The following is a 25,097-nucleotide window of genomic DNA, read 5'->3' on the forward strand; positions in this document are numbered from 1 at the left end:
GACTCAGCCGCCCCGCGCGGCGGTGAAGCGGTCCCGCGCCTGCTTGGCGCGGCCGAAACAATCCATCAACGGCGCCCGCTCGCCCTGTTCGATGGCCGCCCGCAGGGTCTCCAGATCGCCGATGTAGCGCGAGAGCACCGGCAGGATCGCGTCCCGGTTGGCCCCGACGATATCGCTCCACAGCGTGGGATCGCTGGAGGCGATGCGGGTGAAGTCGGCGAAGCCGCCGGCCGCGTAGTCGAAGATCTCGGTGCGCTCGGCCATGCGCGCGAGACTGTCGACCAGCGCGAAGGCCAGCACGTGCGGCAGATGGCTGGTGGCCGCCAGCACCTCGTCGTGGTGGGCCGCGCCCATCTCGGTGACACGGGCGCCGAGGCCGTGCCACAGCCCGGTCACCGTCGCCAGCGCGTCGGCGTCGGTCTCCGCCGTCGGCGTGAGAATCACGCGGCGACCCGCGTAGAGTTCCGCAAAGCCGGCCTCCAGCCCGCTGTGCTCGGTGCCGGCGATCGGATGACCCGGCACGAAACGGGCAAAGCGCTCGCCGAGCCCGGCGCGGGCCTCGGCGATCACGCTCAGCTTGGTGCTGCCGACATCGGTGACCGCGGCCGCCGGCGCCAGGGCCGGCGCGATCGTCGCGAGCGTATCCGCCATCGCCCCGATCGGCACCGCCACGACCACCAGATCCGCCCCGGCCACGGCGACGGCGGCGTCGGTTCCGGCTTCGTCGACCAGCCCCAGCGCCAGCGCCCGATCGGCGTCAGCGGGCGTGCGCACGCAGCCGACCAGCACGCCCTCGTGACCGCGGGCGCGCAGACCGCGCGCGACCGATCCGCCGATCAGGCCGAGGCCGATGATGGCGATGCGCTCGGGCAATGCCGGCGCAGGCTCAGCCACGGTCCCGCACCACATCGAGCGCGGCCAGAAAACGCGCGTTGTCCTCGGCCGCACCGACGGTCACCCGCAGATGTTCGGGCATGTCGTAACTGGCCAGCGGGCGCACGATCACGCCCTCGCGCAGCATCGCCTGGAACAGCGGCGTCGAAGCCTCGCCGCAGTCGAAGGTGATGAAGTTGGCCTGCGACGGCAGGCAGGACAGCCCGCGCGCCTGCAGCTCCGCGGCGAGCGCGGCCCGTTGCACGGTGTTGGTCCCGATCGACCGGTCGATGAACGCCTTGTCGTCGAGGGCGGCCTCGGCGCAGTGCAGGCCGATGGTGCTGACATTGAAGGGCTGACGCACCCGGTTGATGTAGTCCGCGACCTCGGGCGACGACAGTCCGTAGCCAACCCGAAGCCCGGCCATGCCGTAGATCTTGGAAAAGGTCCGCGTGACGATCAGGTTGGGATAGCGTTCCAGCCAGGCGCGGCTGTCCGGCCGCTGGTCGCGGTCCTGGTACTCGAGATAGGCCTCGTCGAGCACGACCACAACATGGGCGGGCAGCGCGTCCAGAAAGGCTTCGATCGCCGCCGGCGCGAGCCAGGTCCCGGTCGGGTTGTTCGGGCTGGCGATGAACACCACGCCGGTGTTGTCGTCGACGTGATCCATAAAGGCGTCGAGATCGTGTCCACGCGGCATCTCGGCGCTCGCGCCGAGCGCCGGCACCACGCGGGTCTCGGCGTTGACCGCGCGGGCCACGATCGGATAGACGGCGAAGGCGTACTCGGAGAACACGGCGTTCTTGCCCGGCCCGAGAAACACGCGGGCGGTGAGCTCGAGCACGTCGTTGGAACCGTTGCCGAGGGTGATCCGGCCGGGCTCGATGGCGTGCCGCGCGGCCAGCTTCTGCTTCAGCGCGAAGCCGTTGCCGTCCGGGTAGCGATGCAGCTCACCGGCGAACTCGGCCAGCGCCCGCGTCGCCGCCGGGGCGGTGCCGAGCGGATTCTCGTTCGACGCCAGCTTGATGATCGAGGACAGGCCGAGCTCTCGCTTGAGGTCCTCGATCGGCTTGCCGGGCTCGTAGGCGTGCAGGCTGCGAATCCCGGCATGCGCCTGATCGGTCAGCGTAAGACTCATGGCATCAACCGCTTGCGTTTCGTATTCAAAGTCGTTTCGAGATTGCGTCAGGGGCTGCCGGCGCCGAAACCGACCGAACGCGGATAGGAGCCCAGAACCTTGAGGAAAGCCGCCTCGGATTCGATTGCATCCAGCACCTGGCGTACGCGCGGCTCGTCCACGTGGCCCTCGATGTCGATGAAGAAATTGTAATCCCAGGCCTGGCGCCGCGACGGCCGCGACTCGATGCGGGCCAGGTCGACGCCCGCCTCGGCCGCCGGTGTGAGCAGCCGATGCAGCATGCCCGGCCGGTTGCGGATGGCCACGAGTATGGACGTCATGTCGGCCCCGGTGGCGGGCACCGACTGCCGGCCCAGGACCAGAAAGCGCGTGGTGTTGTTGGGCTCGTCCTCGATGTTGGAGGCGAGCATCGGCAGCGAGTAGAACTCGGAGGCCGCGCGCCCGGCGATCGCCGCCGCACTGTCCTCGCGCGCGACCATGCGCGCCGCCTCGCCGTTGCTGGACACGCCTTCCCGAACGACGCCGGGCAGATGCGCATCCAGCCACTTGCGGCACTGTGCCAGCGACTGCGCATGGGCGACCACGCGGCGCACGCCGTCCAGGGTTCCGGCGTTGGACAGCAGATGGTGATGCACCGCGAGCGCGACCTCGCCGCAGATCGACAGCGAACTGCCCACGAGCTGGTCCAGCGTATGGCTGACCACGCCCTCGGTGGAGTTCTCCACCGGCACGACGCCGAAATCGGCGTTGCCGGCCTCCACCTCGCGGAAGATCTCGTCGATGGCCGCCCGCGGCAGTGCATCCACGGCGTGCCCGAAGTGGCGATACACCGCCGCCTGGGTATAGGTGCCCTCCGGACCGAGGTAGGCGACCTTCAGCGGCGATTCGAGCGCCAGACAGGCCGACATCACCTCGCGCATGAGGCGGGTGAGCGTGGCGTCGTCCAGCGGGCCGGCGTTGCGCTCGGCCACCCGGCGGAGCACTTCGGCCTCGCGCTCGGGGCGATAGAAATCCGAACGCCCCTGCGCCTGCTTGATGCGGGCGACCTCGAGCGCGATCTCCGCCCGCTCGCCGATCAGCGCCTGGATGCGCGCATCCAGCGCGTCGATACGCTCGCGCGCGCCGGCCAGGGCGTCGCTGTCCGATGAATTGCTCATGCCGATCCTGTCCTCACGCTCGCCGCCATGCGCCGGCCGGGCCGCCGGTCAGGCGGCCTCGCTGCCGACGGCCCCGAGATAGCGCACGCACAGCACGCCGTCGATGCCCTCGATCTCGGCCACCGCATCCTCGGCGATGGGCGCATCGACGTCCACCAGCGTGTAGGCGACGTCGCCCTTGGACTTGTTGAGCAGGTCGGCGATGTTGTGGCCGTGGCGCGCCAGCGCCGAGGAGATCTGCCCGACCATGTTCGGCACGTTGTTGTTGACCACCGCCATGCGGTGCGCCCGGGCTGTGGGCGGCATGATCGCTTCCGGGAAGTTCACCGAATTGCGGATGTTGCCCACTTCCAGATAGTCGCGCAGCTGATCGGCGACCATGACCGCGCTGTTGTCCTCGGCCTCGTCGGTGGACGCGCCCAGATGCGGCAGCGTGACCACGCGCGCGTGGCCGCGCAGTTTCTCGGAGGGGAAATCGCAGATGTAATAGCTCAGCTTGCCGGCATCCAACGCCGCCAGCACCGCGTCCTCGTCCACGATCTCGGCGCGCGAGAAGTTCAGCAGCACGGCGTTCTTGCGCATGAGCTTGAGCCGCTTGGCGTCGATCAGCCCGCGGGTGTCCTCGACCAGCGGCACGTGCAGGGTGACGAAGTCGGAACGCGAGAGCAGCTCGTCGATCGACAGCGCCTCGGAGACCCCCGCGTGCAGCCGCCAGGCGTTGTTGACGGTGATGCCCGGGTCGAAGCCGAGCACGCTCATGCCCAGCGACTGCGCGGCGTTGGCCACGTTGACGCCGATCGCCCCCAGGCCGGCGATGCCGAGCGTGCGCCCGGGCAGCTCGATGCCCTTGAAGCGTTTCTTGCCGGCTTCGACCTCTTTCTTGAGATCCTCGCCGCTGCTGGTCAACTCCTCGACGTAGCGCCAGGCGCCCATCAGATTGCGCGATGAGAGCAGCAGACCGGAGAGCACCAGCTCCTTGACCGCGTTGGCGTTGGCGCCGGGCGCGTTGAACACGGGCACGCCGCGCTTGCTCATGTCCGCGACCGGGATGTTGTTCACGCCGGCGCCGGCGCGGCCGATCGCGCGCACCGAAGCGGGAATCTCCATCTCGTGCATGTTGGCCGAACGCAGGATGATCGCGTCGGGGCGCGACAGTTCGGAGGCGATCTCGTAGAGCTCGCGCGGGAGGCGATCCAGGCCCTTGCTGGAGATGTTGTTGAGCGTCTGTACCTTGTACGTCATCGAAAACCTTTATCGATCAAACCGATTGAAAATGCATCCGGGTGCGCGCGGCCGCCGGGCCGAGGCGACGGCGTCGCCCGCCCGCAGCGGCGGCGCGCGGCCGAGCATGCACCGGCCGTCGTGTCATCGTGGCGACAGCCGATGCCGCTCGCGGCGGCGTCCCCGTCAGCCGTTGTCCTTCTCGAAGCCGCGCATGAAGTCGATCAGCGCGTCCACGCCCGCTTCGGGCATCGCGTTGTAGATCGATGCGCGCATGCCGCCGACCGAGCGGTGACCCTTGAGCGTCGACAGGCCGGCTTCCTCGGCCTGTGCCAGGAAGGTCTTGTCGAGGCTGTCGTCGGCGAGCAGAAACGGCACGTTCATGCGCGAGCGCGCCTCGGGCGCCACCGGGTTGCGGTAGAAGTCCGAGCCGTCGATGAAGTCGTAGAGCTTGCGCGCCTTGCGCGCGTTGCGCTCGGCCATGCCCTCGACGCCGCCGTTGGCTAGGATCCACTCGAAGGTCAGCCCGCACATGTACCAGGCGAAGCACGGCGGCGTGTTGAGCATGGAATCGGCGTCGGCCTGCTGCTTGTAGTCCAGCACCATGGGCGTCTGCGCGTTCGCGCGGCCCATCAGCTCGTCGCGCACGATGACCATGGTCACGCCCGCCGGCCCGGCGTTCTTCTGCGCACCGGCATAGATGACGCCGAACTTCGACACGTCCACCGGCTGCGACAGGAACGACGAGGACATGTCCGCCACCAGCGGCGTATCGCCGACGTCGGGCACCTCGGGGAACTCGACGCCCTGAATGGTTTCGTTGGGCGTGTAATGGACATAGGCGGCGTCATCGCGCAGCTGCCAGTCGGCGCGCGGCGGGATACGCGTGAAGGCGTCGGCCTCGCCGGTCGCCGCCACCTGCGCGTCGCCGTACTTGCCGGCCTCCTTGACCGCCTTCTTGCCCCAGTTGCCGGTGACGATGTAGTCGGCGCGACCGGCATCGCCCATCAGGTTGAGCGGCACGCCGGCGAACTGGCCGGCCGCCCCACCCTGCAGGAACAGGACGCTGTAGCCCTCCGGCACGTCGAGCAGCTTGCGCAGGTCCGCCGTGGCCTTCTCCGCGATCGAGACGAAGGCATCGCCGCGGTGGCTCATCTCCATCACCGACATGCCCGTGCCGTGCCAGTCCAGTAGATCGGCCTGGGCGGTTTCGAGCACTTCGACCGGCAGCGTTCCCGGTCCGGCGCTGAAGTTGTAGACACGTGCCATATAGCTCTATCTCCGGTTCAAGAAATCGTTGAAGGCGGCGCGCGCGGACCGGTTCAGTCGATCGCGTCGTCGTCCGCAGCCTCCGGATCATCCGCGGCGTCGTCGGCATCGTCGGTGGCGATGCGATCCACGCCGACCAGGCGCTGATCGTCGGCGACGCGGATGATGCGCACGCCCTGGGTGTTGCGTCCCAGCACCGAGACTTCGGCGACCGCCGTGCGGATGAGCGTGCCCATGTTGGATATCAGCATGATCTCGTCGTCGCCCAGCACCTGGGTCGCGCCGACGACGGCGCCGGTCTTGTCCGACTGCTTGAGGGCGAGCACGCCCTGCCCGCCGCGGCCGCGCAGCGGATAGTCGGTCGCCGGCGTGCGCTTGCCGTAGCCGTGTTCGGTCACGGTCAGGATCTCGCCCTCGCGCACGACGATCAGCGCGATCACCGCCGCGTTCTCGCCCTCCGGCAGGCGGATGCCGCGTACGCCGGCGGCGTTGCGGCCCATCAGGCGCACGTCGGCCTCGGCGAAGCGGATCACCTTGCCGCTGGAAGCGAACAGCATCACCTGATCGTTTCCGGCGGTGCGGTCGACGCCCACCAGAGCGTCGTCCTCGCGCAGATCGATGGCGATGATGCCGTTGGAACGCGGCCGCGAGAACTGTTCCAGCGCGGTCTTCTTGACCGTGCCGTTGCGGGTGGCGAAGAACACGTTCTCGTCGGTGTTGAAGTCCTTGACCGGCAGCACCTGCGAGATGCGCTCGTCGGACTCCAGCGGGAGCAGGTTGACGATCGGCTTGCCTCGGGCCCCGCGGCCCGCGCTGGGCAGCTCGTAGACCTTGAGCCAGTACGCCTTGCCCGCGGACGAGAAGCACAGCAGCGTGTCGTGGGTGTGGGTCACCCACAGCTTGTCGATGAAGTCGGCGTCCTTGGTGGCCGTGGCCGACTTGCCGCGGCCGCCGCGGCGCTGGGCGCGATAGGCGTCCAGCGGCTGCGACTTCACATAGCCCTCGTGGGTGAGCGTGACCACCACGTCCTCGGGCGTGATCAGATCGGCGGTGGTCAGATCCAGATGGTCGCCGATGATCTCGGTCGCACGCGCATCGCCGTACTCGCGCTTGATCGCCTCGAGCTCCTCGCGGATCACCTCGAACAGCCGATCCATGCTCGACAGAATCTCGATGTAGTCGGCGATCCGGTCGAGCAGCTGCTCGAACTCCTCGATGATCTTGTCCTGCTCGAGCCCGGTGAGCCGGTGCAGGCGCAGATCGAGAATCGCCTGGGCCTGGGTCTCGGTCAGCCGATAGACGCCGCTGTCCTGCAGGCCGTAGGCGCGCGACAGATCGGCCGGGCGCGAGGCCTCGGCGCCGGCCCGCTCGAGCATGTCCACCACCTGCCCCGGCGGCCACTCGCGGCCGATCAGCGCCTCGCGCGCCTCCGACGGCCCGCTGGAGGCCTTGATCAGTGCGATCACCTCGTCGATGTTGGCCAGCGCGATGGTCAGGCCTTCCAGCACGTGCGCCCGGGCGCGGGCCTTGGCGAGATCGTACTGGGTGCGCCGGGTGACGACCTCGCGCCGGTGGCGGATGAACGCCTCCAGCATCTGCTTGAGATCGAGGGTGCGCGGCTGGCCGTCGTCGAGCGCGACCATGTTGATACCGAACACGGTCTGCATCTGCGAGTGGCGATACAGGTTGTTCAGCACCACCTCGGGGGTCTCCCCGCGGCGCAGCTCGATCACCATGCGCATGCCGTCCTTGTCGGATTCGTCGCGCAGTTCGGTGATGCCCTCGATGCGCTTGTCCTTGACCAGTTCGGCGATCTTTTCCAGCAGGCGGGCCTTGTTGACCTGGTACGGCAGCTCGGTGACCACGATCGCCTGCTTGCCGCGCTCGTCCACGTCCTCGAAATGCGCCCGCGCCCGGATATAGATGCGCCCGCGACCGGTCTCGTAGGCCTCGCGGATGCCGTCGGCGCCATTGATCACGCCGGCCGTGGGAAAATCCGGGCCCGGCACGTAGGCCATGAGATCGGCGACGGTAACGGTCTCGTCGTCGATGACCGCCAGACAGGCGTCGATGATCTCGCCGATGTTGTGCGGCGGGATGTTGGTCGCCATGCCCACCGCGATGCCGGTGCCGCCGTTGACCAGCAGGTTCGGCAGCTTCGTCGGCAGCACGGCCGGCTCGGATTCCGACTCGTCGTAGTTCGGAATGAAGTCGACCGTGTCCTTGCCGATGTCGGCCAGCATCTCGTGGGCCAGCTTGGCCATGCGCACTTCGGTGTAGCGCATAGCCGCCGGCGCGTCGCCGTCAATGGAGCCGAAATTGCCCTGGCCGTCGACCAGCACATAGCGCATGGAGAAGTCCTGCGCCATGCGGACGATGGTGTCGTAGACTGCCGAGTCGCCGTGCGGGTGGTACTTACCGATGACGTCGCCGACCACGCGCGCCGATTTCTTGTACGGCCGGTTCCAGTCGTTGGACAGCTCGTGCATGGCGTAGAGCACGCGCCGGTGCACGGGCTTGAGCCCGTCCCGCACGTCGGGCAGCGCACGGCCGACGATCACGCTCATCGCATAGTCGAGATACGACTGGCGCATCTCGTCCTCGAGGTTGATCGACAGAATCTCTTTTGCGACGTCGGCCATAGGCGTTATCTGGTGGTGCGCTTTCCGGCCCCGACCACGGTCTTCGACTGCAGCGGAGCGTCAGCACACGGGCTGGCATCCGACCGCCGCGGCACCGGCTGAAACCGGCGCGGGGGCCGTCGCGTAAAGCATGCGATGTTACCACAGCCGGTGTGCCAAAACGCCCCGACTACGCTAGAGTGGCCGCCGTCATCGCCCCGCGCAGTCAACCGTTTCATGACCCCGATCGACACACTCATCCTCGCCCGCCGGGTCGTGCCCGTGGCCGGGCCGACGCGGGTTCTGGAGGACCACGCCGTGGCCGTGCGCCACGGCCACATCGAGGCCGTGCTGCCGGCGGCCGAGGCCCGCGAACGCTTCGAGGCCGTCGAAGTCGTCGAGCTCGACGATCACGTGCTGCTGCCGGGCTTCATCAACGCCCACACCCATGCGGCGATGAACCTGATGCGCGGCATCGCCAATGACATGCCGCTCATGCCGTGGCTGACCGAACACATCTGGCCCATCGAGAGCGCGTTCATGTCGCCGGGCTTCGTCGCCGAGGGCACCGACCTGGCGATGGCCGAGATGCTGCGCAGCGGCACGACCTGCTTCAACGACATGTACTTCTTCCCCGACGTCGTCGCCGAACGCGTCGACGCCGCCGGCATGCGCGCCGCCGTGGGCATGATCGTGATCGATTTCCCCACCGTCTGGGCCGCCAACGCCGCGGAGTATCTCGACAAGGGGCTGGCCGTGCGCGACGCCTGGCGCGGCCACGAACGCATCACGCCGGTGTTCGCCCCGCACGCGCCCTACACCGTCTCCGACGAACCGCTGGAAAAGATCCGGACCTACGCCGACGAGATGGATCTGCGCGTGCACATGCACGTCCACGAGACCGCCTTCGAGGTGAACGACGCGCTCGAAAAGACCGGCGAGCGCCCGCTGGCGCGGCTCGACCGCCTGGGCCTGCTCACCCCGAATTTCCTCGCCGTGCACATGACCCAGCTGACCGACGACGAGATCGATCACTGCGCCCGTACCGGGGTGCATGTGCTGCACTCGCCGGAGTCCAACCTCAAGCTCGCCAGCGGGCTGTGCCCGGTGCAGCGGCTCATCGACGCCGGCGTCAACGTGGCGCTCGGCACCGACGGCGCGGCCTCCAACAACGACCTCGACATGATCGGCGAGATGCGCACCGCCGCCTTCAGCGGCAAGCTCGCCGGCGCGCAGCCGGATGCGGCCGCGGTCTCCGCCGATACCGCACTGGAAATGGCCACACTCGGTGGCGCCCGCGCGCTGGGCCTCGACGAGATCACCGGCTCGATCGAACCCGGCAAGGCCGCGGACCTGTGCGCCGTCGACCTGTCCGCCATCGAGACGGCACCGATGTTCGATCCGGTCGCGGCCGTGGTCTACAACGCCTCGCGCGAGCGCGTGACCGACACCTGGGTGGCCGGCCGCCGCCTGCTCGCCGACCGCCGGCTGACCACCCTCGACGAGGCGCAGCTGCTCGACACCGCCGCGCGCTGGCGCGACACCCTCGCCGGACACGCCCGGCAGCCCGCCGCACGGAGATCCTCCGAATGAGTCCGACCGACCAGAACGCCGAACTCGCCAAGTTCGCCCGCCTGGCCGAGCGCTGGTGGGATCCCGACGGCGAGATGCGGCCGCTGCACGACATCAACGGCCTGCGGACCGACTACATCGACCAACGCGCGCCGCTGTCCGGAAAGCGCGTGCTCGACGTCGGCTGCGGCGCCGGCCTGCTCGCCGAGGCCATGGCCGCGCGCGGCGCCGAGGTCACCGGGCTGGATCTGTCCCCCGAGCTGATCGAGGCCGCGCGCGCCCACGCGGCCGAGTCCGGCCTGGCGATCGACTACCGCTGCGTGGCCACGCGCGAGCTGGCCGCCGACATGGCCGGGGCCTTCGATATCGTGGTCGCCTACGAAATGCTGGAGCACGTCGACACGCCGGCCTACGTGGTCGACGACTGCGCGCTGCTCACGCGCCCCGGCGGCGACCTGTTCTTCTCGACCATCAACCGCAGCCCCAAGGCCTGGGCGCTGGCCATCGGCGGCGCGGAATACGTCCTCGGCCTGCTGCCGCGCGGCACGCACGACTACACCAAGCTCATCCGCCCGGGCGAGCTCGCGCGCTGGTGCCGCGACGCCGGCCTGACCGTGGCCGACGTCGACGGCATGCACTACAACCCGCTGACGCGGCGTGGGCGGCTGGCCGCACGTCCGGACGTGAACTACTTCCTGCACGCGACGCGCCCGGACAGCGACCGATGAGCGCACGCCCCGATCGCGCGGTGCTGTTCGACCTGGACGGCACCCTGCTGCACACGGCGCCGGATCTGGCCGGCGCGGTCAACGACATGCGCGTCGAACGCGGCCTGGAGCCGCTGCCGCTGTCCGAGCTCGAGCCGCTGTGCTCCTACGGCGGGCGCGGCATGCTCGGCCGCGGCCTGGACCTGACCCCGGACGACGCCGAGTACGCGGCCACGTTCGATGCCTTCATCGAGCGCTATCGCGCCCGCATGACCCGGGATACACACCCGTACGAAGGCATCCGCGAGCTGGTGCGCGCCATCGTCGGCGACGGCTGCGCCTGGGGCGTGGTCACCAACAAGATCGAATCCCTGGCGACGCCGCTGATGGATCACATGGCCTTCGACCCCGCGCCCGGCTGCGTGGTCGGCGGCGACTCCGCCGGGGTCCCCAAACCGGATCCGGCGCCGCTCTATCTGGCCTGCGAGCGCATCGGCGTGGCGCCCGCGCGTTGCATCTACATCGGCGATTCGGATCGCGACATCGACGCCGGCCGGGCCGCGGGCATGGCCACCATCGGCGTCGCCTACGGCTATATCCCGCCCGGCGATGACATCCACGGCTGGCAGGCGGACCGCGTCGGCGCCCGCGTGGCCGACCTCGCCGGCCTCATCCGCGAACTCAAGGACCACGGAAGCGCATGACCGGAACGAGCACCGACACCACCACGCCCGGCCCCCTGGCCGGACGCGTGATCCTGATCACGGGGGCCGGCGGCGCCATCGGCGCGGCGGTCGCACGCGCCGCGGCTGCGGCCGGCGCCGAGTGCATTCTGCTCGGGCGTCGCGAACGCACCCTGACCCCGGTATTCGACGCCATCCGGGCCGACGGCGGCCCGGAGCCGGCGCTGTTCCCGATGGACGTGACCAAGGCCGGGGAGGACGACTATCAGCGCCTGGTGGACGGCATCGCCGCGGACTGCGGCCGTCTCGACGGCGTGGTGCATACCGCGGCCCGCTTCGACGGCCTGATGCCGCTGGCCACGCACCCGATCGACGGCTGGCAGCGGATCATGCACGTCAATCTCACCGCGGCCTTCGCGCTGACCCAGGCCTGCCTGCCCCTGCTGCAGGCCGCCGAGGATGCCTCCGTCGTGTTCACGCTGGACGAGACCGCGGCCGCACCGAAGGCGTTCTGGGGCGCCTACGCCGTGAGCAAGGCGGCGCTGGAATCGATGCTGCGGCTGTTCGCGGTCGAACACGAACAGAGCGACGCGCTGCGTTTCAACGGCGTCGATCCGGGCGCGCGGGCCACCGGACTGCGCCGCAAGGCCTTTCCCGCCGACGATCCGGCCGCCGCCCCGGCCGAGGACATCGCCGGGCAGTACATCCATCTGCTCTCGCGCGCCGCGCGCGGCACCACCGGCACCGTTCAGCGCTGAAGCGTCGCCCGCCCGTGGTCGCAGCGATCGCGGAGCGCGCAGTGGGCGCAGTCGGGGCGACGCTTGTGGCAGCGCCCTCGGGCGTGCGCCACGATCAGCGCGTGCAGCTCGTCGTAGAACGCGGCCGTCGCCGGGCCGACGGACTCGACCGCCTGCCGCAGCTGCTCGTAACGGCGCGGGCCAAACCACCAGCCGTAGCGCTCGAACAGACGAAACGCATAGGCATCGGCCACGAACTGCGGCCGACCGAAGGCATAGAGCAGGATCGCGTCAGCGGTCTCGGGACCCACGCCGCGCACCGTGAGCAGATCGCGCCGCAGCGCCGGCGTCCGCCAGGCATCGAGGACCTCGAGGCCACCGTGGGCGAGCAGCCACCGGCACAGCGCGCGCAGCCGTTCGGCCTTGACGTGATGCGGCCCGGCGCGTCGGATCAGGGTGGGCAGATCCGCATGCGCCAGCAGCGCATCCGGCGTGAGCGGCCCGGCCGCGCGCAGGCTCGCGATCGCGCGCTCGACGTTGGTCCAGGCCGTGTGCTGGGTCAGCACGGCGCCGACGAGCACCTCGAACCGCGGCTGTTCGGCGTCCTGGGTCGGCCACCAATGCTGGGGCCCGTAAGCACGCAGCAGGGTATCGTGAAAATATCGCAGCCCGCGCGCAGTGGGCGCGCCCCGACCGTCCACGTCAGCGCTTGAGATCGACCGTCGCGGCCAGTTCGCGGATCTGCTTGCGATCGAGCTCCCGATAGCCGCCGGCCTTGACGCCGCCGGGCAGCGCCACCGGACCGAAGCCGGTGCGCATCAGCCGGGATACGGTCACGCCCTGCGAGGCCCAGAGTCGGCGGACCACGCGATTGCGGCCCTGACGGACCGTCACCTCGAACCAGCGGTTGGCACGCTGGGCATCGTCGCTCACGCGGATCGAATCGAAGCGGGCCACGCCGTCGTCGAGCATCACGCCGTCCATCAGCCGTTCCAGCATGGCGTCGTCCACCGCGCCACGAACCCGCACCGCGTAGGTCCGCACGATCTCGTAGCTGGGATGCTCCAGCCGGCGCTTGAGCTCGCCGTCGGTGGTCATCAGCAGCAGACCGGAGGTGTTGACGTCCAGACGGCCGACCGCCAGCCAGCGGCCGGCCTTCATGCGCGGCAGGCCCTTGAACACCGTGGGCCGGCCGTCCGGATCGCGGCGGCTCACGACCTGGTCGACGTGCTTCTTGTAGGCCAGCACGCGACACGGCGCCTTGAGGCGCTCGCCGAGATTCAGCCGCTTGCCGTCCATGCGGATCTCGTCGCGCGGGTCGGCCTTGTCGCCGAGCGTGGCCACCCGGTTGTTCACGCGGATCCGCCCGGCCTCGATGACCTGCTCGAGCTGTCGCCGCGAACCGTAACCGGCGCGGGCGAGCAGTTTCTGGAGACGTTCAGACATGGTCGCTTCCGGACGGTGGGCGGGGACGGCGCTACTTGGCCACGAAGGCGCGCTCGATGACGTAGTCGCCGGGCGCGCCGATATGCGGCGAGACCTCGAAGCCGCGCGCGTCCAGCAACGCCGCGGTGTCGTCGAGCATGGCCGGGCTGCCGCAGATCATGGCCCGGTCGTGTTCCGGGTCCATCGGCGGCAGATCGAGGTCCGAGAACAGCCGACCGCTGTCGATGGCGTCGGTCAGGCGGCCCTCGTTGCGGAACGGCTCCCGGCTCACGATCGGGTAATAGAACAGCCGATCGGCGATCAATTCGCCGAGCAGATCGTCGTTGGGCAGGTTCTCGGTGAGCAGCGCGTCGTAGGCCAGATCGTCGACGTAGCGCACACCGTGGACCACGATCACGCGCTCGAAGCGCTCGTAGGTCTCCGGATCGCGCGCGATCGACAGGAACGGCGCCAGACCGGTGCCGGTGGACAGCAGATACAGATTGCGGCCCGGATGCACGTCGCTGATCAGCAGCGTGCCCGTCGGCTTGGTGCTGACCAGCACCTCGTCGCCCTCCTTCAGATGCTGCAGCCGCGAAGTGAGCGGGCCGTCCGGCACCTTGATGGAGAAGAATTCGAGATATTCCTCGTAGTTCGCCGAGACGATGCTGTACGCCCGCATCAGCGGCTTGCCGCCATTATCGCCGGGCAGGCCGATCATCACGAACTGGCCGTTGTCGAAACGCAGGGCGCGGTCGCGCGTGGTGGTGAACGAAAAGAGCGAATCGTTCCAGTGGTGCACGCTGAGCACGCGCTCGGTATTCAAAGCTGCCATGGTCTCCGTCGAAATTCGGCGCGGGCCGGCGCCTGCGAGGGCGCGCCCGCGGATGAATCAGGATGACGCAAGGCTACATGGGTTCGCGGGCAATGCAATCCAAGGCCCGCCGCCCGGCGCCCGTCTCAGCGCGACGGCGAGACGCTGTCGGACGGCCCCGCGTCGCCGTCGGCGGCCCGGTCCGGCCCGGTCGCAGTGGGCGTGTCCGGCGTGTCCGGCGTGTCCGGCGTGTCCGGCGTGTCCGGCGCGTCGGGCGACGGCTGCACCGCGGCGTCGTCGGCATCCGGGCTCGCGGCGGGATCCTCGGCGTCAGGGGTTGAAGCCTCCTCGTCCGTCGGCGCCGCCGCGTCGCCGCCCTGCAGCCGGGCCACGGCCGCATCCAGCGCATCGAGATCCTGCAGCTCCGGCAGGCTCGGCAGATCCGACAGTCGCCGGACGCCGAAGTCGTCGAGAAACGCCGGTGTGGTGCCGAACAGCGCCGGGCGGCCCGGCACCTCGCGATGGCCGACGACCTTGATCCAGTCGAACTCCTGAAGCGTCTTGATGATGTTGGACGACACCGACACGCCGCGCACGGCCTCGATGTCCGAGCGTGCGATCGGCTGGCGGTAACAGATCAGCGCCAGCGTCTCCAGCATCGCCCGCGAAAGCCGGGGTGGCCGCCCCTCCCAGAGTCGGGAGACCAGTCCGGCGTAATCGGGCCCGACCTGGAACCGCCAGCCGCCGGCCACCTCCACGAGATTCACCGCCGCGTCGGCATAGCGGGCGGCGAGCGCGTCCAGGGCCAGGCGCACGTCCTTGCGCTCGACCGCCTGCGTCGTCTCCAGAAGCTGCACCAGGCGATCGGCCGACAGCGGCCCGTCCGCGGCCATGAGCAGCGCCTCGACGCAGCGCAGCAGCGCCTCGGCCACCAACGGCTCGTCGGCTTCACCTCCAGCGGCCACCCGGTCGTCCGGCTCGTGTTCCTGTTCGCTCACCCCGGCCTCCGTCAGTTGTCGCCGGACCCGGCCGCCAGCCGCAGCGCGACCGGCGCGCGCGGATCGGTCTGTTCGATCACGATCAGCGCCTCGCGCGCCAGTTCCAGAATCGCGAGAAACGAGACCACCACGCCCAGCCGCCCCTCACCGGTATCCACGAGCGCCACGAAGGCCGTCGCTGCGCCGCCGCCCAGCCGCTCCAGGATGCGGCTCATGTGTTCGCGCACGGACAGCGGCTCCCGCTCGATGCGATGTTCGGAGAACAGCTCGGCGCGGGAGAACACGTCGCGCAGCGCGGCCAGCAGCGCGCGCAGATCGGCCTCGGGCTCGGGGCGGACGATATCCAGCCGGGCCGGCGGATGCTGGACGGGCACGAGATCGCGCCCGGCCCGCGGCCAGGCATCGAGGTGCTCGGCCGCCGCCTTGAAGCGTTCGTATTCCTGCAGCCGGCGCACGAGTTCGGCGCGCGGGTCCTCGCCCTCCTCGGCCTCGTCCGCCGCCGGGCTGGGCAGGAGCATGCGCGACTTGATCTCGGCCAGCATCGCGGCCATGAGCAGATATTCGCCGGCCAGTTCGATGGCCATGTCCTCCATGAGTTCGATGTAGGCCATGTACTGCTGGGTGATCGTGAACACCGGGATGTCGAGAATGTCGAGATTCTGGCGCCGGATGAGATAGAGCAGCAGGTCGAGCGGCCCCTCGAAGGCCTCGAGGAACACGCGCATGGCGTCCGGCGGGATGTAGAGGTCGTCCGGGAGCGCTTCGAGCGGTTCGCCCGCCACGCGTATCGACTGCGCCTGCGGCTCACCGCCCTCGGCCGGCTCGGCCGCCGCGGCGCTCATGCACGCGCCCCCGGACGGCCGCGGCGGGCGGCTGCAGCCTTCATGCCGAGGGCAGGAAGCCAGTCAGTGCGAACGCGCGCTCAAGCGTCGGTTCGGCGCGCTGGCGCGCCGCCGCGGCCCCGCGCGCGAGGATCGCGTCGAGGCCTTCGGGATCGGCACGAAAATCCGCGTAGCGGGCCTGCAGCGGCTCCAGAAAGGCCACCACGGCATCGGCCAGATCACCCTTGAGAGCGCCGTAGCCCTGGCCGGCGTAGCGCGACTCCAGGGTCGCGATGGACTCGTCGGTGACCGCCGAATAGATCGACAACAGATTGGCCACGCCGGGCTTGTTCTCCTCGTCGAAGCGGATCTCGGCGTCGGAATCGGTCACCGCCCGCTTGATCTTCTTGGCCACCTTCTTCGGCTCGTCGAGCAGTTTGATGACGTTGGCCTCGACGTCGTCCGACTTGGACATCTTCGCGGTCGGATCGCCCAGGCTCATGATGCGCGCGCCGACCTCCGGAATGAACGGTTCGGGCACGGTGAACAGGTCTTCGCCAACGCGCGCGTTGAAACGCTCGGCCAGATTGCGGGCCAGCTCCAGATGCTGTTTCTGGTCGTGGCCGACGGGCACCGCGTCGGCCTGGTAGAGCAGGATGTCGGCGGCCATGAGCACCGGATAGTCGAACAGGCCGGCATTGATGTTGTCTTCGTTCTTCGCCGACTTGTCCTTGAACTGGGTCATCCGGTTCAGCTCGCCCATGGAGGTGTGGCAGTTGAGCAGCCACGCCAGCTGGGCGTGCGCGGGCACGTGCGACTGCACGAACAGGGTCGCCCGCTCCGGGTCGATGCCGGCGGCGAGATACAGGCACAGGAACTCGTGGCAGCGCTCGCGCAGCGCGGCCGGGTCCTGGCGAACGGTGATCGCGTGCATGTCCACCAGCGCGAACAGGCAGTCGTGGCTGGCCTGCATGGACACCCAGTGCTTGAGCGCGCCGATGTAATTGCCGAGCGTCAGCGCGCCCGACGGCTGGATGCCGGACAGGACGACGGGTTTCGCGATCTCCGAACTCACGCGGTGCAGCCCCTGGTCAACGGATGTTCAAGCGCGACAGTATACGCAAGCGCCTGCCGGGCGTGGCCACAGGCCGCTACGCCTCGGCGGGGTCCAGTCCCAGCGCTTCGGCGCTGCCCTTGCCGGCTCGCAGGATCTTCGGCACCGCATCGGTGAGATCGACCACCGTGGTCGGCTCGACGCCGGTCGCACCCGCGTCGACGATGTAGTCCAGCTGGCGATCGAAGGCGTCGCGCACGTCCAGCGCCTCGGACAGCGGCATATCCTCGCCCGGGGCCTGGGCGGTCACCGACATCATCGGCGCGTCGAGCGCCTCGGCGATCGCGCGCGCCACCGGATGCCCGGGCACGCGGATGCCGATGGTCTTGCGCTTGGGATGCGCGAGCCAGGCCGGCACCTCCTTGGTCGCCGGCAGCACGAAGGTGTAGGCGCCGGGGGTCGCGGCCTTGAGCAGCCTGAAGCTCGTGTTCTCGACTCGGGCGTAGGTCGAGATCTCCGACAGGTCGCGACAGACCAGGGTGAAGAAATGATCATGCCCGAGGCCGCGCATCGCGCAGATCCGCTCGATCGCGTCCTTGTCGCCCATGGCGCAGGCCAGGCCGTAGGAGGAGTCGGTCGGATAGGCGATCACCTTGCCCGCGCGCAGCGCCTCGGCGATCTGGGTGATGCGCCGCGGCTGCGGCGTCTCGGCGTGTACGTGGATTATGTCTGCCATGCTTCGATTATGAATCGCCTGGAGCGCGCAGGCAAAGCGCCGGCGGCGCTGTGGCCGCGGTCCGGCCGGATACGGCACACTGACGGGCACTGAACGAACGTCGATTCACCAGCCAGGACGCAACGCCCATGGACTATTTCGCAATCGTTTCCTTCGACGTGGCCGAGAGCGCGGAAGCCCGTGCCAAGGCGGTCGAGGAGCATCGCGCCCGCCTGACCGAGCTCGACGCGGAGGGCCGCCTGCTCACGGCCGGTCCGCTGCCGCGCACCGACGCCTACGGCCGCGTCACCGAAGGCTTTCAGGGCAGCATCATCATCGCCCAGTTCGAAAGCCTCGAGCAGGCGCGGGCCTGGGCCCAGGTCGACCCGTACAACGCCCAGGGCGTGTACATGGAAACCAATGTCTATCCCTACAAGAAGGTGTTCGGATGAGTGACCGGGTCCTGCGCATCCGCGAAGCCCTGGCCGAAGGGCTCGACACCGACGACATCGCCATCCGCGACGACAGTCACCTGCACCGCGGTCACGAAGGCGCCAAGACCGGCCTGGGCCATTTCCACGTGACCATCCGCTCGCCGCGCTTCACCGGCACGTCGCCGATCGAGCGCCATCGGCTGGTCTACGAAGCCCTGGGCAGCCTCATGCAGACCGACGTCCACGCGGTCCAGATCCGCGCGCTCGCACCCGAGGAATAGCGCGGCCCGCGCGCGGCACTGGGCGCGCGCAACCGATACAGGCCGGCCCGGGCGTCGCGTCCGGGCCGGCCGCAGAACGACAACGATACGGCGCCGCGACCGGCGCACCGCGAGGGGGACAATCGAGATGAACCGAATCCACGTACTGCGCTGCGCGGCCGTCAGCGGACTGCTGGCGTCGAACCCCGCCTGGGCTCAGGCGGACACGGCGGCGGGTAGCGAGACGCTCGCGCCGATCGAGGTCGAGAGCGTGCGTCTGAACACCGAGGTGCTCGAGACCCCGGCCGCCGTCGACGTGATCGAGGGCGAGGACGTGACCCGCGGCCGCCGCAAGACCCAGCTCGACGACGCCCTCAACCGCACGCCGGGCGTCTACGCCAACAACGGCTCCAATTTCGCCCAGAACCTGCGCGTGTCGATCCGCGGCTTCGGCGCGCGCTCGGCCTTCGGCGTGCGCGGCGTGCGGGTGCGCGTCGACGGCATCCCCGAAACCCTGCCCGACGGCCAGGCCCAGACCGACAGCATCGACCTCGGCGCCATCGAGCGCCTGGAGGTGGTACGCGGGCCGTTCTCCGCCCTCTACGGCAACGCCACCGGCGGCATCATCGATATCACCACGACCGCACCCTCGGACGGGCCGCTCGACCGCGGTGAACTCGCCGCCGGCAGCAACGGCTATCGTCGCGCCAGCGTGTCCTCCGCCCGCCAGCTCGACGACTGGGGCTATGCCATCACCGCCTCACGCCTGGACCTGGACGGCTACCGGGAGCACAGCGAGGTCGAGAAGAACCAGCTCACCGGCAAGTTCGAACGCGCGGTGGGCGACACCGGCACCCTGCGCCTGATCACGCGTGTGCTGGATGCCCCGGACACGCTCGACCCCGGCGGCGTGACGCGCGCCACGGCCCTGGCGGACCGCCGCGCCGCCCGCGACGCCAATCTGGACTTCGATGCCCGCCAGTCGGCTTCGCAGCAGACCGTCGGCGCGGTCTACGAGGATCAGCTCGGCGACAGTCAGAGCTACCAGGCCAACCTGTTCTACACCAACCGCGACTTCATTCAGTTCCTGCCGTTTGAGGACGGCGGCGTGGTCACCTACGACCGGGACTTCTTCGGCGGCGGCCTGCAGACCACCCGCTTCGACACCCTGTTCGGGCACGAGAACCAGCTGGTCGCCGGCGTCGACGTGAACGTCCAGCAGGATGATCGCCAGCGCTATGACAACCTCGGCGGCGACCGCGGCGTGCTCGGCCTCGACGAGGACCAGCATGCGACCAGCGTGGGCGTGTTCGCACAGAACGTGTTCTCGATCACCGACGACCTCGAGCTCACCACGGGCCTGCGCTACGACTGGCTCGACTTCGATATCGACGACGCATTCGTGACCGCGAACGATCCCGACGATTCCGGCAGCCGCACCTATCGGGAACTGTCCGCCAACGCCGGCCTGAGCTACGCCTGGGCCGAGCGCCAGCGCGTGTACGCCAACGTCGCCAACGCCTTCGAGTCGCCCACGTTCACCGAGTTCGCCGATCCGGCCGGCAACGGCGGCTTCAACAGCGAACTCGAACCGCAGAAGGCGACCCAGTACGAGATCGGCGCCAAGGGCGAGATCGCGGCGCGCGGGCGCTATCAGCTCAGCGCCTTCTGGATCGACGTCCGCGACGAACTCGTGGTATTCAACGACGACGGCCGGCGCGATTTCTACGAGAACTCCGGCGAGTCCCGCCGCCGCGGCCTCGAAGCCAAGCTGGCCTGGCAGTTCACCGACCGGCTGTCGGCCACCGGCAGCTACACCCTGGCCGAATACGAGTACCGCGAATTCGTCGACCAGAGCGGCAACGACTACGCCGGCAACCGGCTCCCCGGGCTGCCCGAGGAGACACTGTTCGGGGAACTGGCCTGGCGCGACCCGGACATCGGCTACGCGAGCCTCAACGCCCGCTGGATCGGCTCGATCTACGCCGACAACGCCAACGACAGCCGCATCGGCAGCTATGCCGTGGTCGACGGCCGTATCGGCAAGACGATCCCGGCCGGGCGCGAATCGCTGACCGTCTATCTCGGCATCGACAACCTGCTCGATAAGGAGTACTACGACAACATCCGCATCAACGCCTTCGGCGGGCGCTATTTCGAGCCGGCACCCGACCGGACCTTCTACGCAGGGCTGGTGTACGAACTCTAGGAATAGGTCGCCCCATCCGCGCCGTCACGCCCGGCGCCGTGCCCAGAGTCGGCGGTGTCGCGAGACGCTATCGACCACGGCCCGGCGTGCCGGCGGCTACGCCGGGCGCTCGCGCAGGTCATGACACGGCCTCGGGAGAAACACGGCGGGTACACGGCCGTCCCGCCGGCGGGCAAGGTCGGGCATGCGGGCAGCAGCGATCGTCATCCCGCGGTGCGGCAGCGACGGGCGGACATGCGCCGGCGCCCTCAGGCGTCCTTGAGAAACGCCTCCACGGTGTCGGCGTCGAGCGCGTCCAGCCCGACGGTGCGCGAATGCGGCAGCGCGCCGGCCCCGGGGGCCTTGCGACGGAGCACCACGAGCGGCTGATAGGCATCGAATTCGGCGACGAAGAAGGCCACGCGCGGATCGCGAGTCGCGTCACCTGGGCCGTAGATCCCACAGCGGGCGACCGACCATTCGGTCTCGACATCCTCGCGATACGTCCAGTCGCCGCGCTCGGCCGCGGCCCGGAACGCCGGTTCCACGCACTCGGTCAGCACCGCCCGGGCGCGCTCGGCGATCGTGCCGCGCCGTTCGGCCAGGCGCTCGCGAGCGCCCTGCTTGGACTGCACTTCATCGGTGGTGACTTCGAGCCAGCTGCGCGCCACGTATCTGTCCTGCCTGCGGGTTGCGGTCGGCGGCCAAGCGTAAGCGCTGGCGCGCCGCCGCACAAGCGCATCGGGCGCTGCCGCGGCTCGGCGTTCAGCCCGGCTTGGGGCGGCGCGCCCGTTCCATACCCGGGCTGTCGGGCGTACGGCCGTCACCGCAGCTCGCCCGTGCACGCCGGGCGAGATCGACCATCCGATCCAGCGTCGGCTGGCGCCCGGCATCGGTGACGCCGCCCTCCAGCTCGGCCCGGGCGTGGGCCGCGCTATCCTGTACCGCGGTCAGATCGTGCGCGCAGCGGCGATCGCTGGCGCCGACGAACAGCGTGCTGCAGCCGGTGACGAGCGCGGCCAACGCCGCCAGACAAAGGATGCGTGCCGCATCTCGCTTGGATCGATTCATGATTGCGTGTCCTCGGTGTCGGCCGGGGGCCCGGTCGGCGCCTCCAGCAGGGCCGTGAAAGCGGCCTCGTCGAGCAGTGTGACCCCCAGCTTCCGGGCCTTGTCGCGCTTGCTTCCGGGGGCGTCGCCGACGACCACGTAGTCGGTCTTTTTCGACACGCTCGACGTGACCCGGCCGCCCAGCGCCTCGATGCGTTCGCTCGCCGCCTCGCGGCTCAGCTCCGCCATGCTGCCCGTGAGCACGAAGGTCCGCCCCGCCAGCGGCCGGGGGGCGTCGTCGACCGCGATCGTCTCCCAGGTCACGCCGGCCGCGATCAGCGCGTCGATGACCTCGCGGTTGCGCGGCTCCGCGAAGAAGTCGGCGATGCAGCCGGCCACCCGGGCGCCCACGCCGGGTACGGCCTGCAAGCCCTCCGCGGTCATGATGCGATCGCGGGCGGCGCGATTGTCGGGTTCGCTGTGGGCCGCGCGCGCCAGCCGCTGCCGATAGGCGGTGGCCTCGTCCTGCAGGGCTTTCAGACTGCCGAAATGACGCGCGAGATCGCGTGCCATCGTCTCCCCGACCTCGCGGATGCCCAGCGCGAAGATGAAGCGCTCGAGCGTGGTCTGCTTGCTGGCCTCGATGGAGGCCAGCAGATTGGCCACGGACTTCTCGCCGTAGCCCTCGCGCGCGACCAGGTCCTCGCGATGCTCGCTCAGCCGGAAGATGTCCGCTGGCGAGGCCAGCAGCCCCTCGGCGACGAACTGCTCGATCTGGCGCTCGCCGAGGCCGTCGATGTCCAGCGCACGCCGGGAGGCGAAATGCTTGAGCGCCTCGCGGCGCTGCGCGGCACAGACCAGGCCGCCGCTGCAGCGCGCGATCGCCTCGCCCTCGACGCGCTCGATGCCGGAGCCGCAGACCGGACAGGCCTCGGGCAGCGTGATGGGCTGAGCGTCCGCCGGGCGTCTGTCGACCAGCACTCGGGGGATCTCGGGGATGACATCGCCGGCGCGCCGCACCACCACCGTGTCGCCCACGCGCACATCCTTGCGCGCGATCTCGTCCATGTTGTGCAGGCTGGCGTTCGACACCGTCACCCCGCCGACGAACACCGGCTCGAGCTTGGCCACCGGCGTCAGCGCGCCGGTGCGGCCGACCTGGAATTCCACCGCGTTGAGCCGGGTGGTGGCTTCCTCGGCCGGGAACTTGCGCGCGATCGCCCAGCGCGGCGCGCGGGCGACGAAGCCCAGTTCGGCGCGCACGTCGGCGGCGTCGACCTTGAACACGCAGCCGTCGATCTCGATGTCGAGGCCGGCGCGGCGCTCGGCCATCGCCGCGTAGTAGGCCTTGCAGCCGTCCAGTCCCTCGACCCGCTCGACGTGCTCGCTGACGGTGAATCCCCAGGCGGCGAGCCGATCGATCTGGGCATACAGGCTGCCCGGAAGACGGGCGCCGTCGATGCGGCCGATGCCGTAGGCCATGAACGCCAGCGGCCGGGTCGCGGTCACCCGGGAGTCGAGCTGGCGCAGGCTGCCGGCGGCCGCGTTGCGCGGATTCACGAACGGCTTCTGTCCGTCCTCGCTCAGGCGTGCGTTGAGGGCCTCGAAGCGCGAGCGGGCGAGCACGACCTCGCCGCGCACCTCGACGAATTCCGGCGGCGCGTCCCCGGCCAGCCGCAACGGCAGATTGCGGATGGTGCGGGCGTTCGCGGTGATGTCCTCGCCGGTGACGCCGTCGCCGCGGGTCGCCGCCAGCTGCAGCACGCCCGCCTCGTAGCGCAGGTTCAGCGCCGTGCCGTCGAACTTCGGCTCGGCGCAGTAGGTCAGCGCCTCGGCGTTCACGCCCTCTCGTGCGCGCCGGTCGAACTCGGCCAGTTCGTCGTCGTCGAAGCAGTTGGCCAGCGACAGCATCGGCGTCGCGTGATCCACGGCGTCGAACTTCTCCGACGGCGGTGCCCCGACCCGCTGGGTGGGCGAATCGGTGCCCACGAGGTCGGGATGCTCGGCCTCCAGCGCCTGCAGCTCGCGGAACAGCCGGTCGTATTCGGCGTCCGAGACCGCCGGGTCGTCGTCCTGATAGTAGGCACGATTGTGCGCGCGCAGCATGCGTGCCAGTTCGTCGGCCCGCGCGCGCGCCTGCCGGTCCGCGGCCACTAGGGAACCTCCGATTGAATCGTCGCGATCGCGCCGGCGTGCTTTGCGCGCGGCTGGCAAGGAATCGCGAGCGTGGCGTGCTCATTGCACGGTAGCGAGTGATGACGCCGTCCAGACGCGCGCAAAGCCCCGGCCCCGACGGGGTTCGGCCTCAAATGCACTGCGACGGCGTTGCCAAGCTTGACCTGGCAATGAGCCAGGCGCGGCGCTTGGGCGCCTTGTCGCAACGCATTTGAGGACACGAACACGAGCCGCGAGAATTCAAACGGAGGTTCCCTAGCGGCGCTGGGCGATACGCGCGCGGCGGTCCAGATCCGCGATCTGGTCGAGCATGTACTGCGCGGTCTGGGCCTTGAGCAGCGCCCGCTTGTCGTCGAGCACGTCGCCGCCGAGCGCCTTGGCGAGGCCGTTGGCCGTCTCCATCATGTCGCGCATGGCCTGCACGCCCTCGACCGGCCCCGGCAGGACGAGAAACAGCGTCAGGCCCGGCGTGGCGAGCTGATCGCGCTCCGCCGGGTCGAGGGTGCCCGGCTTGAGCATGTTGGCGACCGCGAACACGGACTCGGGCACGCCGTTGGCCTCGGTCACGCGGTGATAGATGTCGTTGAGCCCGAACTTGAGATCCTGCGCCTTGAGCGCGGCGTGTATCGCCGGCCCCTCGAAGGCGCGGCCGTCGGGGCTGGCGACATGCAGCTGGAAGATCTGCTGTTCGCCGTCCGGTGCCCGCTGCGGGCGCATGTTCTCGACCCGCTCGCTGTCCGGCGGCGCCGGAGCCGCCGGCGCCGGCTCGGGCGCCGCGCTCGCTTCCGTGGCCGACGGCTCGCCGGCATCGGCATCCAGCCCGGACTCGCTGTCGGCCGGGGCCTCGGGCGGCGCGCTCTTGTAGGCCTGCCAGGACGCCTCCGCAGTCTCCTCGGGCAGCTCGGGCTCGGGCGCCGACTCGGACGCCGAACGCCCCTGCCCGTTCGCGGCCTTGCGACTGGCCGGGGTGCTCGAGGAAAGCGTGCGCACGCCGACGATGTAGGAGTCGCCGCCAAGCGCCTCACCGCGCGCCTCGGCGCCCTCCTGGTCGGCGGTTTCGTCGTCCATGCCCTGCCAGGGATCGCTCTCGGACTGACGGCGCAGGTACCAGTAGGCACCGGCCACCACCGCGATCACCAGAATCAGGAGAAGCCATTGCACGATAGACATAGGCGGATTGCGTGAT

At 69.7% G+C, this 25,097-nt stretch carries 24 protein-coding genes; 7 read left to right on the plus strand and 17 right to left on the minus strand.

All coding sequences use genetic code 11. The annotated features are described in order from the left end of the window. Positions 1–3: 3 nt before the first annotated feature. From SAOR_RS06230 to gyrA, 6 genes are all read right to left on the minus strand, one after another. A complete protein-coding gene (locus SAOR_RS06230) occupies positions 4–909 on the minus strand; it encodes a prephenate dehydrogenase (RefSeq protein ID WP_221179894.1) in 906 nt (301 codons plus the stop codon). Then, positions 887–2,011, minus strand: coding sequence for a histidinol-phosphate transaminase (hisC, locus tag SAOR_RS06235; protein ID WP_123630671.1), 1,125 nt, complete (start codon positions 2,009–2,011; stop codon positions 887–889). The genes SAOR_RS06230 and hisC overlap by 23 nt, the downstream gene beginning before the upstream one ends. Positions 2,012–2,058: 47 nt before the next feature. After that, entirely contained in the window at positions 2,059–3,168 is a 1,110-nt protein-coding gene (gene pheA / locus SAOR_RS06240) for a prephenate dehydratase (RefSeq protein WP_123590336.1), read from the minus strand. Between the two features lie 48 nt (positions 3,169–3,216). Continuing rightward, the gene (locus tag SAOR_RS06245; protein ID WP_123590337.1) at positions 3,217–4,410 is read right to left on the minus strand and encodes a 3-phosphoglycerate dehydrogenase family protein; all 1,194 of its coding nucleotides are present in this window, start codon (positions 4,408–4,410) and stop codon (positions 3,217–3,219) included. A 165-nt stretch (positions 4,411–4,575) separates the two neighbouring features. After that, positions 4,576–5,658 carry a 3-phosphoserine/phosphohydroxythreonine transaminase gene (gene serC, locus SAOR_RS06250; protein ID WP_123630672.1) on the minus strand — a complete coding sequence of 361 codons (1,083 nt, stop codon included), beginning with the start codon at positions 5,656–5,658 and terminating at the stop codon, positions 4,576–4,578. 53 nt (positions 5,659–5,711) lie between these two features. Next, positions 5,712–8,300 carry a DNA gyrase subunit A gene (gene gyrA, locus SAOR_RS06255; protein WP_123630673.1) on the minus strand — a complete coding sequence of 863 codons (2,589 nt, stop codon included), beginning with the start codon at positions 8,298–8,300 and terminating at the stop codon, positions 5,712–5,714. A 216-nt stretch (positions 8,301–8,516) separates the two neighbouring features. Between gyrA and SAOR_RS06260 the strand changes: the two genes are divergently transcribed. From SAOR_RS06260 to SAOR_RS06275, 4 genes are read left to right on the plus strand one after another with little or no spacing between them, the layout of a single operon-like run. Next, positions 8,517–9,872, plus strand: coding sequence for a TRZ/ATZ family hydrolase (locus tag SAOR_RS06260; RefSeq protein WP_123630674.1), 1,356 nt, complete (start codon positions 8,517–8,519; stop codon positions 9,870–9,872). Then, entirely contained in the window at positions 9,869–10,579 is a 711-nt protein-coding gene (gene ubiG, locus SAOR_RS06265) for a bifunctional 2-polyprenyl-6-hydroxyphenol methylase/3-demethylubiquinol 3-O-methyltransferase UbiG (RefSeq protein ID WP_123630675.1), read from the plus strand. Before SAOR_RS06260 ends, ubiG begins: the two co-directional genes overlap by 4 nt. Further along, positions 10,576–11,262, plus strand: coding sequence for an HAD family hydrolase (locus SAOR_RS06270; RefSeq protein WP_123630676.1), 687 nt, complete (start codon positions 10,576–10,578; stop codon positions 11,260–11,262). Before ubiG ends, SAOR_RS06270 begins: the two co-directional genes overlap by 4 nt. Next, positions 11,259–11,999, plus strand: coding sequence for an SDR family NAD(P)-dependent oxidoreductase (locus SAOR_RS06275; protein WP_123630677.1), 741 nt, complete (start codon positions 11,259–11,261; stop codon positions 11,997–11,999). Before SAOR_RS06270 ends, SAOR_RS06275 begins: the two co-directional genes overlap by 4 nt. Here the strand turns inward: SAOR_RS06275 and SAOR_RS06280 are convergent. From SAOR_RS06280 to SAOR_RS06310, 7 genes are all read right to left on the minus strand, one after another. After that, positions 11,990–12,679, minus strand: coding sequence for an endonuclease III domain-containing protein (locus SAOR_RS06280; RefSeq protein ID WP_221179895.1), 690 nt, complete (start codon positions 12,677–12,679; stop codon positions 11,990–11,992). The genes SAOR_RS06275 and SAOR_RS06280 overlap by 10 nt on opposite strands. Before the next feature lies 1 nt (position 12,680). After that, entirely contained in the window at positions 12,681–13,424 is a 744-nt protein-coding gene (locus SAOR_RS06285; RefSeq protein WP_123590344.1) for a pseudouridine synthase, read from the minus strand. Between the two features lie 31 nt (positions 13,425–13,455). Next, a complete protein-coding gene (locus SAOR_RS06290; RefSeq protein WP_123630678.1) occupies positions 13,456–14,238 on the minus strand; it encodes a ferredoxin--NADP reductase in 783 nt (260 codons plus the stop codon). Between the two features lie 125 nt (positions 14,239–14,363). Continuing rightward, positions 14,364–15,215 carry an SMC-Scp complex subunit ScpB gene (gene scpB, locus SAOR_RS06295; protein ID WP_221179896.1) on the minus strand — a complete coding sequence of 284 codons (852 nt, stop codon included), beginning with the start codon at positions 15,213–15,215 and terminating at the stop codon, positions 14,364–14,366. An 11-nt stretch (positions 15,216–15,226) separates the two neighbouring features. Further along, positions 15,227–16,057: a segregation and condensation protein A gene (locus tag SAOR_RS06300; RefSeq protein ID WP_123630679.1), complete on the minus strand. Its 831-nt coding sequence runs from the start codon at positions 16,055–16,057 to the stop codon at positions 15,227–15,229. Between the two features lie 40 nt (positions 16,058–16,097). Continuing rightward, complete coding sequence (gene trpS / locus SAOR_RS06305; RefSeq protein WP_185015572.1) at positions 16,098–17,099, minus strand: tryptophan--tRNA ligase; 1,002 nt, start codon at positions 17,097–17,099, stop codon at positions 16,098–16,100. 88 nt (positions 17,100–17,187) lie between these two features. Then, positions 17,188–17,826, minus strand: a complete 639-nt coding sequence (locus tag SAOR_RS06310) for an L-threonylcarbamoyladenylate synthase (RefSeq protein ID WP_123630681.1) — start codon at positions 17,824–17,826, stop codon at positions 17,188–17,190. 128 nt (positions 17,827–17,954) lie between these two features. Between SAOR_RS06310 and SAOR_RS06315 the strand changes: the two genes are divergently transcribed. From SAOR_RS06315 to SAOR_RS06325, 3 genes are all read left to right on the plus strand, one after another. Next, positions 17,955–18,257, plus strand: coding sequence for a YciI family protein (locus tag SAOR_RS06315; RefSeq protein WP_123590349.1), 303 nt, complete (start codon positions 17,955–17,957; stop codon positions 18,255–18,257). Further along, a complete protein-coding gene (locus tag SAOR_RS06320; RefSeq protein WP_123630682.1) occupies positions 18,254–18,520 on the plus strand; it encodes a BolA family protein in 267 nt (88 codons plus the stop codon). Before SAOR_RS06315 ends, SAOR_RS06320 begins: the two co-directional genes overlap by 4 nt. A gap of 127 nt (positions 18,521–18,647) precedes the next feature. Next, positions 18,648–20,708 carry a TonB-dependent receptor family protein gene (locus tag SAOR_RS06325; RefSeq protein ID WP_123630683.1) on the plus strand — a complete coding sequence of 687 codons (2,061 nt, stop codon included), beginning with the start codon at positions 18,648–18,650 and terminating at the stop codon, positions 20,706–20,708. A 248-nt stretch (positions 20,709–20,956) separates the two neighbouring features. Here the strand turns inward: SAOR_RS06325 and SAOR_RS06330 are convergent, their stop codons facing one another. The 4 genes from SAOR_RS06330 to zipA form a co-directional block, all read right to left on the minus strand. Continuing rightward, on the minus strand, positions 20,957–21,358 hold the full coding sequence (locus tag SAOR_RS06330; RefSeq protein ID WP_123630684.1) for a hypothetical protein: 402 nt from the start codon (positions 21,356–21,358) through the stop codon (positions 20,957–20,959). A 94-nt stretch (positions 21,359–21,452) separates the two neighbouring features. Next, positions 21,453–21,758, minus strand: a complete 306-nt coding sequence (locus tag SAOR_RS06335; protein ID WP_123630685.1) for a hypothetical protein — start codon at positions 21,756–21,758, stop codon at positions 21,453–21,455. Then, the gene (ligA, locus tag SAOR_RS06340; protein WP_123630686.1) at positions 21,755–23,890 is read right to left on the minus strand and encodes an NAD-dependent DNA ligase LigA; all 2,136 of its coding nucleotides are present in this window, start codon (positions 23,888–23,890) and stop codon (positions 21,755–21,757) included. Before ligA ends, SAOR_RS06335 begins: the two co-directional genes overlap by 4 nt. A 276-nt stretch (positions 23,891–24,166) precedes the next feature. Next, positions 24,167–25,081 (minus strand): cell division protein ZipA, encoded by a 915-nt coding sequence (zipA, locus tag SAOR_RS06345; protein ID WP_123630687.1) that lies wholly within the window; start codon positions 25,079–25,081, stop codon positions 24,167–24,169. Between the last annotated feature and the right edge of the window lie 16 nt (positions 25,082–25,097).

The sequence above is a fragment of the Salinisphaera orenii subsp. orenii MK-B5 genome (assembly GCF_003788635.1).
GTDB lineage: Bacteria > Pseudomonadota > Gammaproteobacteria > Nevskiales > Salinisphaeraceae > Salinisphaera > Salinisphaera orenii.